This window comes from Pedobacter sp. ASV12, from assembly GCF_016429155.1.
Lineage (GTDB): Bacteria > Bacteroidota > Bacteroidia > Sphingobacteriales > Sphingobacteriaceae > Pedobacter.
In genome coordinates, this window is record NZ_JAELUC010000107.1 from 1 (window position 1) to 10364 (window position 10364).

9 protein-coding genes, 1 tRNA gene and 1 pseudogene are annotated in these 10364 nt (G+C 45.3%); 9 read left to right on the forward strand and 2 right to left on the reverse strand.

The genetic code is table 11. From position 1 onward, the window contains the following. Positions 1 to 116: 116 nt before the first annotated feature. The 6 genes from JHD69_RS17635 (at position 117) to JHD69_RS17660 (ending at position 7716) form a co-directional block, all read left to right on the forward strand. Positions 117 to 1130, forward strand: coding sequence for a type IX secretion system histidine kinase PorY (locus tag JHD69_RS17635; RefSeq protein WP_199141669.1), 1014 nt, complete (start codon positions 117 to 119; stop codon positions 1128 to 1130). Between the two features lie 80 nt (positions 1131 to 1210). After that, the gene (locus JHD69_RS17640; protein ID WP_199141670.1) at positions 1211 to 1621 is read left to right on the forward strand and encodes a hypothetical protein; all 411 of its coding nucleotides are present in this window, start codon (positions 1211 to 1213) and stop codon (positions 1619 to 1621) included. Positions 1622 to 1637: 16 nt separating this feature from the next. Then, positions 1638 to 2429: a phosphatase PAP2 family protein gene (locus JHD69_RS17645; RefSeq protein WP_199141671.1), complete on the forward strand. Its 792-nt coding sequence runs from the start codon at positions 1638 to 1640 to the stop codon at positions 2427 to 2429. A gap of 10 nt (positions 2430 to 2439) precedes the next feature. Further along, positions 2440 to 3765 (forward strand): TolC family protein, encoded by a 1326-nt coding sequence (locus tag JHD69_RS17650; RefSeq protein ID WP_199141672.1) that lies wholly within the window; start codon positions 2440 to 2442, stop codon positions 3763 to 3765. Positions 3766 to 3770: 5 nt separating this feature from the next. Next, positions 3771 to 4694, forward strand: a complete 924-nt coding sequence (locus JHD69_RS17655; RefSeq protein WP_199141673.1) for an efflux RND transporter periplasmic adaptor subunit — start codon at positions 3771 to 3773, stop codon at positions 4692 to 4694. Between the two features lies 1 nt (position 4695). Beyond that, complete coding sequence (locus JHD69_RS17660) at positions 4696 to 7716, forward strand: efflux RND transporter permease subunit (protein WP_199141674.1); 3021 nt, start codon at positions 4696 to 4698, stop codon at positions 7714 to 7716. A gap of 67 nt (positions 7717 to 7783) precedes the next feature. Here the strand turns inward: JHD69_RS17660 and JHD69_RS17665 are convergent, their stop codons facing one another. Continuing rightward, positions 7784 to 8791 (reverse strand): YncE family protein, encoded by a 1008-nt coding sequence (locus JHD69_RS17665; protein ID WP_199141675.1) that lies wholly within the window; start codon positions 8789 to 8791, stop codon positions 7784 to 7786. Between the two features lie 73 nt (positions 8792 to 8864). Continuing rightward, positions 8865 to 9278 (reverse strand): EamA family transporter, encoded by a 414-nt coding sequence (locus JHD69_RS17670; protein ID WP_199141676.1) that lies wholly within the window; start codon positions 9276 to 9278, stop codon positions 8865 to 8867. Positions 9279 to 9405: 127 nt separating this feature from the next. On the opposite strand from JHD69_RS17670, the gene JHD69_RS17675 reads away from it, so the two are divergent. The 3 genes and pseudogenes from JHD69_RS17675 to JHD69_RS17685 all read left to right on the forward strand — a co-directional run. Next, positions 9406 to 9552, forward strand: coding sequence for a hypothetical protein (locus JHD69_RS17675; RefSeq protein WP_199141677.1), 147 nt, complete (start codon positions 9406 to 9408; stop codon positions 9550 to 9552). A 119-nt stretch (positions 9553 to 9671) separates the two neighbouring features. Next, positions 9672 to 9745 (forward strand) — tRNA-Pro (locus JHD69_RS17680). Positions 9746 to 10076: 331 nt separating this feature from the next. Beyond that, positions 10077 to 10364, forward strand: a pseudogene (locus JHD69_RS17685) (hypothetical protein); the annotation flags it as partial.

The following is a 10364-nucleotide window of genomic DNA, read 5'->3' on the forward strand; positions in this document are numbered from 1 at the left end:
AAACAAGCAGGTTAACGCGGTTATATCTGGTGGCCAATTTCATTTAATTGCCAAATTTATAGCCAATTCCGTAAATAGACTTGAGGTAATCGGGCGAACCGTTTTCCAGCAGTTTTTTGCGCAGGTTCTATTATACCGAATACCTCAATGCCAAAGAGCGTGAAAATGAACCGGGCAGAAGTTTGGTGACTTCGGTAAGCCTGAACGGCAGGAAATATGAAGTTACCATCATCAAATCAAGGGTAGAGTCGGAAGACCTGGTACGCATTATCCTGCTCATTACGCTGGGGGTAACCATTATCCTGTTGTTGGCCCTCATGCTCATCAATCGCTTTGTATTGAATAGGTTATGGAGGCCTTTTTATGCCATCCTGAACCACATGAAGACCTATGAACTGACCAAGATGGGCGATATTGTGCAGGAGCCTACCCATATTGACGAATTTAGGGAGCTGAACCGTTCGGCCAATGCCATGGCTGCCCGCGTAAAACAAGATTATAAGGAACTTAAAAGCTTTGCCGACAATGCTTCGCACGAAATGATGACCCCTTTGGCTATTATCAATTCCAAGCTCGATTCGTTATTGCAGACCGAATCCTTTACCGCCGAGCAGGGCGAAATACTGGAAGATATTTATCATGGCGTTGGGCGTTTGTTTAGGCTCAACCAATCGCTGCTGCTGTTGGCCAAAATAGAAAATAACCTCATTCCCGATTTGCAGGAGATTGCGATGGAAGAGCTGGTGGCCAATAAAACCAGGCAGTTTCAAGAACTTTTCGAAAAAGATGGCCTTGTTTTGCACCTCGAATTGGCACCTTGTACCGTGCAAATGAGCAAGTACCTGGCCGATATTCTGTTGAACAACCTGCTAAGCAATGCCATTAGGCACAACCACACCGGCGGCACTGTGAGCATCAAGCTGCAGGCCAATTCGTTGCAAATCAGCAATACGGGCAAAAATGCAGCACTCGACCATCAGCTGTTCGAACGCTTTTCCAAATCGGCCGCTTCTGAGGGCATGGGTCTTGGATTGGCCATTGGCAAACAGATCTGTGCCTTGTATGGCTTCGCGATCCGTTATGCTTATCAGCACCAGCAGCATCAGTTTACCATCAATTTTAAACCCTAGCCTAAGGCTTTAGGATTTCTACATTTTAGCTACAGAATTGCTACATAATTGGATGCTAGTTTTATTCAAAAATGAGCACCATGAAAAAAATAGCTGTATTATCTTTAGCACTAGGGCTTGCGGTTTCGACAAGCTATGCCCAAAAAGTAAATGCCAGTAAAGTGCCGGCCCCGGTAAAAGCGGCCTTTGCCAAAAATCATGCGGGTTTGACCAAGGTAAGCTGGGAGATGGAAAAAGCCAACTTTGAAGCCGGATTTACCTTAAACGGCAAAGAAACCAGCGAAGTATATACCCCGCAAGGCGTATTGCTGGAAACCGAAGTAGAAATTAAGGTGTCTGAACTGCCAGATGCGGTAAAAATGAAGCTGAAAGGCCAAAAAGTTGCCGAAGCGGCCAAAATTACCAAAGCCGATGGCAAAGTAGTTTACGAGGCAGAGGTAAAAGGCAAAGATTTGCTTTTTGATGCCCAGGGCAATTCCATTAAACCTTAGTTTACCTCTCTCCAAAATGAAAAACACTTTAACAGGCACCCTGCTGTTGTTGTGTACGGCTGGTACCTGTTTAGCACAGCAGCCAGATACACTGGCTTTGGCAGATGCACAACAAATCGCATTACGGAATATCCACCAGGAAATAAAACCGCTTAAATTCAGGCCTGCTGCATTTATTGCCCCTGTAGCCTTAATGGGTTATGGCTTTGTCGCGGTTTACAACAATGGTGCATTAAAGGAACTTGATGAAAGCACCAGGGCCGAACTGCAGGAAGACCATCCGCTGTTTGCGGCCCATGTTGACGATTACATCCAGTTTGCGCCGGCCTTGGCTGTTTACGGACTGAACCTGGCCGGAATAAAAGGCCAACACAATTTATTGGACGCTTCGATGCTGTATGTAACCTCGGCAGCCATTATGGGGCTTTCAACCCATTTGGTTAAAAATGGTGTACAGCGCCCTCGCCCAGATCATTCGGGGTTCAATTCATTCCCCTCTGGCCATACAGCTTCGGCTTTTGCGGCGGCCGAATTTTTATACCAGGAGTATAAGGGCGTTTCGCCATGGTACGGCTATGCCGGTTATTTTGTAGCTACAGCTACCGGCACTTTGCGCATGTACAACAACAAGCATTGGTTTAGCGATGTGGTTGCGGGAGCGGGCTTTGGTATAGCTTCTACCAAAATCGCCTACCTTGTTTATCCTTACATCAGAAGGGTATTTACCGGTAAATCGGTACAAAACCTTTCGGTAATGCCCTATAGGCAGGAGGGTGCTAACGGGTTGATGGCCAGTTATAAGTTTTAAAACCAAGTTGATGATGCGACTGTCTAATGGTGGCAATTCTTCAACTTTCTTCAATAACTTTAAGTACAATAAATACGCTTTATTGATGAAAATCATCTCGAGATTTTTGATTTTTTGCACCATAATGCTCATGCAGGCCCTTGTGGCTAGCGCACAAACGCAATTGAAGAGCATCGACGATTTCCTGCAGGAAGCCATACGCCTCAGTCCCGTGCTCAAAGACTACAAAAACCAGCAGCAATCGCTTAAAATAGATAGCCTCCTGGCGCTTGCCACCAAAAAGCCACAGGTTTCGGCCAGCGCTGCGGGTTTATATGCGCCGGTAGTTAGGGGCTATGGCTACGATGAAGTGCTCACCAACGGACAGGCTTTAGAAGCCTTGCTTACCGTTAACTACGATGTACTGAACAAAAAAAGAATCAATAACCAGCTAGCAGGCGTTAAGTTGCAAAACGATTCGGTTAAATATGCCAGCCAGCTTTCGCTTTTCGATCTTAAAAAATCAATAACCGATCAATACATTTCGGCTTATGCCAGTCAGCAAGAAGTGGCATTTAACCAAGAACTTACGCATTTGCTCCAGCAAGAGGAGCACCTGCTTAAGCAATTGACCCGTAGCAATGTGTACAAGCAATCAGAATACCTTACCTTTTTGGTTACCCTGCAACAACAACAATTGGCTTTAAAACAGGCTGAAATCCAGTACAAAAACGATTATGCCAACTTGAACTACCTGGCCGGAATTACAGATACGGCTACGGTGACCCTGGCCGAACCCAAATTAGAGCGCAAGGTGGCGCAAATGGACAACGGCTTTTTTGTGCGGCGTTTTACCATCGACAGTTTGAAAAACCTGAACCAAAAACAAGCTATTGACCTCAATTACCAGCCCAAATTTGGCGTGTATGCCAATGGTGGCTATAATTCGTCTTTTGTGTTGCAACCCTATAAAAATTTTGGGGCAAGTGTGGGTTTTACCTTGTCTATTCCAATTTACGACGGGCATCAGCGCAAAATGCAATACGAAAAACTGAGCCTGGGCCTGTCGTCGTCGGCCTATTACAAAGATTTTTTTGTACGTCAGCAACAACAACAGTTGCGGCTGATTGCGCAACAGCTCCATGCCAGCGAAAGCTTGTTTGGCCAGTTGAACCAGCAGCTTAAGTTTGCCAAGGGGCTGATTGAAGTAGACAGTAAACTATTGCGCACCGGCGATGTGCGTGTAGCTGATTATGTAATTGCCATTAATAATTACCTGGCCGCACAGCAACTGTTGAGGCAAACCACCACCAATAGGCTCAAACTCATTAATCAATTTAACTACTGGAACAATTAATTCATATGAAAGGCGCTATCAAAATTTTATGTCCTGCAGTTTTTGCATTATTGGCTTTAACCTCCTGCCGGCAACAAACCGACACTAAAGCCGAACCGCCCGTACCTGTCACACCTGTACAGGTAGTTTCGGTGGCAGACACCTCGCTGTTGGAAACCATTGATGTAAACGCCGTATCGGCCTATCTGCAAAAAAGTTTTGTCAAGGCAAACATCAATGGCTATATCCAAACCGCCAATGCGCAAACCGGCAAGCAGGTGGACAACGGACAATTGCTTTTCAGTTTGATTACCAAAGAAGCCAAGGCCATTGGCAACAGCGTAAACAAGCTCGATCCCAGCCTCAAATTTTCTGGTGTTGCCCAGATCAGGGCCGCCCAAGCTGGCCTGATTGTACAGGTAAATCACCAAAAAGGCGATTACGTTCAAGATGGCGAGGCCTTGGCCACCATCAGCAACCGCAACAGTTTGGTATTTTTGCTCGATTTGCCTTATGAGTACAACCAGCTTATTTATATCAACAAAAACATCAGCATTGAATTGCCCGACGGACAGCACCTGCAGGGCAGCTTGGCTGGTACCATGCCTTCGGTCGATTCGCTGGCGCAAACCCAACGCTACATCCTTAAGGTAAATGCGCCCACTGCCATTCCCGAAGGACTGATTGCCAAAGTGAAACTGATTAAAAGCAACCGTGCAAATACCCAGGTATTGCCTAAATCGGCTGTGTTGGCCAATGAAACCGAAGAAGAGTTTTGGGTAATGAAAATGATCAACGATTCTACGGCCGTTAAGGTAAACGTAAAAAAAGGAATCGAAAATAATGGCTTTGTAGAGGTGCTCAGTCCCAAATTTGCTCCAACCGATCGTATTGTAACTACTGGGAATTACGGCATAGCTGATACGGCGAAGGTCAAAATCATGAAATAAGATGAAGAATTTTTTTCTTTCCCATAAAAATCCTATTCTGGCCGTATTGGTTATTGTATTGCTGGGCGGAGCCTATTCCTTTCTGCAGCTCAAAACCTCGTTGTTTCCAGAAATTACTTTTCCCAAGATAAAAATCATTGCCGAGGCCGAGCTTCAGCCGGTCGATAAAATGGTGCTTACGGTAACCCGGCCTTTAGAAAATGCGGTGAAACAAGTACCCGACTTGCAATTGGTAAGAAGCACAACCAGTAGAGGCAGTTGCGAATTGTCGGCTTACATGAACCCTGGTGCCGATATCGACCTCAGTCAGCAGCGTATCGAAGCACAAATTGCAAAAATAAGTGGCTTTTTGCCACCTGGGGTAAATATTTCGGTCGAGAAAATGAACCCTTCCATTTTGCCGGTAAGCGGCTACAGTTTAGAAAGCCATTCCAAATCGCCTGCCGAGCTCAAACGCATAGCCGATTATACGGTTAAGCCCTTTTTATCGCAAGTTAACGGCGTGTCCGAAATCAGGGTGATTGGCGGCAAAACCAAAGAATTCTGGGTCGAGCTCGATCCGCAAAAAATGCAGGCCCTGAGCATTTCGCCCGATGAGGTAAGCACCGCTTTGGGGCAAACCAATTTCATTAAATCCAACGGCTATCTTTCGCAATCGCATTTCCTGTACCTCTCGGTTACTGATGCCACGGTGAAAAGCAAAACTGATTTAGAAAACCTGGTACTGGCCCGGAAAGGCAATCGTATGGTTCAGCTGAAAGATATTTCCAACGTCAAAATACAGGAAAGTGTAGAGTATACCCGCATCAATGCCAATGGCAAGGATGGCGTGCTCATTGCGGTAATCAAACAGCCCAATGCCAATCTGGTCGATTTATCGGCCCAAATGGTTGCTAAAGTGAAGCAATTGAAAAGGATGTTGCCTGCGGGCGTAAGCATCAAACCTTATTATGTACAGGCCGATTTTGTAAACGAATCGGTAAAAAGCGTTAGAGACAGCCTTTGGATTGGCTTAGCCTTGGCCATTGTGGTAGCTATTGTTTTTTTAAGGTCGCTCAAAGCCAGCGCCACGATATTGATCACCATCCCGATTACGCTCTGTCTGACCATCATCGTGCTTTATTTTATAGGGTATTCGCTAAACATCATGACCTTGGGTGCCATTGCGGCGGCCATTGGCTTGATCATCGACGATGCCATTGTGGTGGTAGAGCAAATTCACCGTACACATGAGGAGCATCCAGAAGAGCCAACCGTAAACCTGCTCATTAGGGCCATTAATTACCTGTTTCCGGCCATGTTGGGTTCTTCTATCAGTACCATCGTTATTTTTATCCCTTTTGTACTGATGACGGGGGTTGCCGGCTCTTATTTTCAGGTGATGACCAATACCATGATCATTGCCCTCGTATGCTCGTTTTTTGTAACCTGGATCGGTTTGCCGGTAGTTTACCTTTTGCTGACCAAAAATAGCGGGAAGCATGCGCTGCGTGCCCAAACAAAGGTGCAGGAAGTGAAATCCCAGCGCTGGGTGCGCTACTTTATCCAACGTTCGTGGATCAGTTTTACCTTTCTAGCCTTATTGTTGCTGTCTGTGGTATTGGTTTTTCCAAATCTACAAACCGGATTCCTGCCCGAAATGGACGAGGGCAGTATTGTGCTCGATTATGCTTCGCCACCGGGAACTTCGCTTGAAGAAACCGACAGGATGCTGAAGGAAGTAGAAAAAAAGCTGGTTAAAATACCCGAAGTACAGGCTTATTCGAGGCGTACAGGTACCCAAATGGGCTTTTTTATTACCGAACCCAATACCGGCGACTACCTGATCCAGTTGAAGCCAAACAGGACCAAAACTACAGAAGAAGTGATTTCGGAAATCCGTAGCCAAATTGAAAGCAGCCAGCCGGCTTTGGTAATCGATTTTGGACAGGTGATAGGAGATATGCTCGGCGATTTGATGAGTTCTACGCAACCTATCGAAGTGAAGGTTTTTGGCAATGACCAGGCAACATTGCAGGCGCTTTCTAAAAAAGTGGCTGCTATTGTTTCGAAAGTGAACGGTACGGCCGATGTTTTTGATGGCATTGTGCTTTCGGGTCCAACCGTCAACATTCAGCCTAATTTCAATTTATTGGCCCAATATGGCATTACGCCTGTGAGTTTCCAAACACAGGTGCAAACGGCCATGCAGGGCAACCTGATTGGCGATCTATACGATCAGCAATTGCTGTCGCCTATTCGTATGGTATATCCCAACAGCCGTAGTTTTGGTATCCAGGATATTGGCAGGATGAAGATATTCCTGCCCAATGGAACAGCCATTCCGATACAGCAGTTGGCCAAGGTAGCGATACAGGCTGGCAGTGCCGAAGTGCAAAGGGAAAACCTGCAGTCGATAGGAGTGGTTACCGCACGTTTAGACAACCGCGATTTGGGCAGTGCCATGAAAGATATCCAAACGGCCGTTGGCTCAAAAGTTAACCTGCCTTCGGGCTACCACATCGAATATGGCGGGGCCTACAAGGAACAGCAACAGTCTTTTGCCGAATTGTTGACCATCTTAATTGCATCGAGTCTGCTGGTATTCAGCGTCATTTTGTTTTTGTTCAAGGATTTTAAGATTGCCTTCCTCATTTTGGTGATTGCCGTGTTGGGGATTTCTGGCAGTTACCTGGCGCTATTCATCACCCATACGCCATTAAACGTGGGCAGTTATACCGGATTGATTATGATTGTGGGCATTATTGGCGAAAATGCCATTTTTACTTTCCTGCAGTTTAAAGAATCGCTGCCTGAAAAAAATGTAGACGATGCCATTACTTATGCCATTTCTACGCGTTTGCGCCCCAAATTAATGACTGCTTTGGGTGCGATTATTGCCTTAATGCCGTTGGCCTTGGGTATTGGAGCCGGAGCGCAGCTGCATCAGCCTTTGGCTATTGCCGTAATCGGCGGTTTTATTGTTGGCCTGCCTTTATTGCTTATTGCCTTGCCAAGCCTGATCAGGAAATTTTACCGTTAACAGAAAAAATAGAATCGCCCCGGTCCAGTTAAGCAATATTGCTGTTTGGTTCGGGGCGATAGGATGGTTATTTGCCAAATTCCAATACCTGAAAGGTTTTTGGAACCCGCTTAGGGCGTGCATTCGCCGTTGCCGCTTTTTCAAAATCGGCAGTAGGCAAAAACAAATGGTGGGTTTGGGTATCTAAGGCGATGGTTCTGGCGCCTGTTTTGGTGGCAATGGTTTCCTGTACCTCAAAACGTTGGTCGTTTAGTTCTTTGACCACCGTTATATTGCCTTCGCCATTCGAACTGTAGGCGGTTTTGGTGGTTTCGTCGAAAACTACGCCATCGGCACCATCACCAATGGGTAAAACCGCCAATTCTTTGCCTGTACTGGCTTCCATAACAATCATTACCTTGTTGCTGCAAACCGTAAACAATCTCGAGGTCGTTTTGTCTATGGCCAATCCGGAAGGTTCTTCGCCACCTTTGAGCCTGTACCTTGAAAGCACTTTAAAAGTATTGGCATCAAAACAGATAATTTCGCCGGTATCTTCCATGTTGACATAAATTTTGCCTTTGCCATCCGAAACACCGGTTTCGGGCTTGCCACCCAATGGGATGGTTGCTATCAACTTGTCGGTTTTAGGGTCGATAACGCTGGCATCCATGCTTTTGCCATTAAAAACAAATACCTTTTTAGAAAAGCTGTCGAAAAAGATGGCATCTGGATTTTGTCCAACGTTTACCTGTGCAATTACCGCGAAAGTTTTTAGGTCGAAAACCGTACAAGAACCCATTCTGCCATTGCTGGTATAGCCCTTGTTAAATTCGTTGGCTATGGCAATGCCGTGTACGCCCTGGGTATTGCGGATGACGCCCACAGAATCGCTTGTGTTTTTATTGATGATGTTAACCTGATTGCCATGCGATACGTACAATAAGCCATTCTTTTGGTCGATAGAGAGGTAGTCCCAGCCACCGTCGCTTTCAATTTTATGGACTTTCAGCAAATGAAGCCCGGTTTTTTGTTGGGCAGTACCTAGCAGCGCGCAACCTAGCAAGACCACTAGCGAAAAAAATCTTTTTTTCATGAGTTTTTAATTTAAATCAACTCAAACATTCTGTAGCAATACTGTAGTAGAAAAAGCAATTCTCTTGAACGTACTAAAGGATAATAATAATGCTACCGGCCACCACCAGCAAGCCGCCAATCAGGGTTTTGGCTTCAATGGGTTCTTTCAAAATCAGGAAGGCCAAACCAAGGGCAATGGCTACGCTAAGCTTGTCTATGGGCGCTACTTTCGAGACGTCGCCTTTTTCCAAGGCTTTGAAATAGAATATCCACGACAAGCCTGTAGCTACGCCCGAAAGTGCCAGAAAAATAAGATTTTGTTTGGTGAGTGTTTTAATCTCCTTGATTTCGCCAGTAGCCAAAATAATTCCCCAGGCTATAAAAACGATAACCACCGTACGGATGGCCGTTGCCAGGTTGGCATTGATGCCTTTGATGCCAACTTTAGCCAAAATAGCTGTAGCTGCCGCAAAAAAGGCCGAAAGCAGGGCATAGATTTTCCACATAACATGTCGGTTTTACTGATTTGCCTCAATTTACAAAAAATAACCGATGCCAAAGTTATATTGTACCACGGGGCACCATTGGTTCTAGGTTTTCGGTCGATTTGGGCATTAAGCGACAGCTGCAAAAATGGAGGGTAAATTGTTCTTGAATGGCACCGATCTTTTCAATACCCTCAAAACCAAAAGAACGGTTATAGGCAATGGTTTTACGCTAAAAAGCACCGACTATTTAGAAACACAGGTTTTTAGATTGGGCTACAGCTATAAGTTTTAGTGATGGCTGATGATAATTTGTGCTTATAGGTTAAATATTTTTTAAAAAATTTATCATCTTGTCGGTATTTTTATATCTTTGCAGCCTTAAGAATTTATTCTTGAGCTTAAGATACCGATCGGGGTGTAGCGTAGCCCGGTATCGCGCCACATTTGGGATGTGGAGGTCGTAGGTTCGAATCCTGCCACCCCGACAAGTGAAAGCCTCTTCTGCGAAAACAGAAGGGGCTTTTTTGTTTTGTCTGTCCAGCAACCTTGCCTGAAAAAACAGGCAGATTCTAAGGCCGAAATTTAATATGGGTTTCCGAAATAATATGCCAACTTTTTATTAGGTTAGTAAATTCAGAATTACTACAAAATTGATACAGTAATTTGTTTTTTTAACAAGTAAAAATATGGGACATCCCTCAAACCCTTCTCGTGTCCCTTTCATTGTATTTTCTGCTTGATGGTGGAATAGCATTTAATCCTTCAATCGTCCGAAACCACCCTAATTAAGGCGCAAACCAATCAGCACAAAAAATAATGGAGATAAATATTTTAAAGAACTACGCAAAACTCAAGCTGTCCTTGTTTATTTTACCCGTACTTTTGTTGGCTGCAATTGCTGCATTGCTGTATAGTTGGGGTGCCTTGGGCATTAATCAATACATTCAAATCCAAAAATCCAGTTTCCTTTTTATTAACCACAGCCTGAGCCAATATCCCCATCTCCAATATAACCTTACGCAAATGGGCTGTCTCTTATACACATCTAAAAGGGGGGGGGGGGGGGGGGGGGGGGGGGGGGGGGGGGGGGGGGGGGGGGGGGGG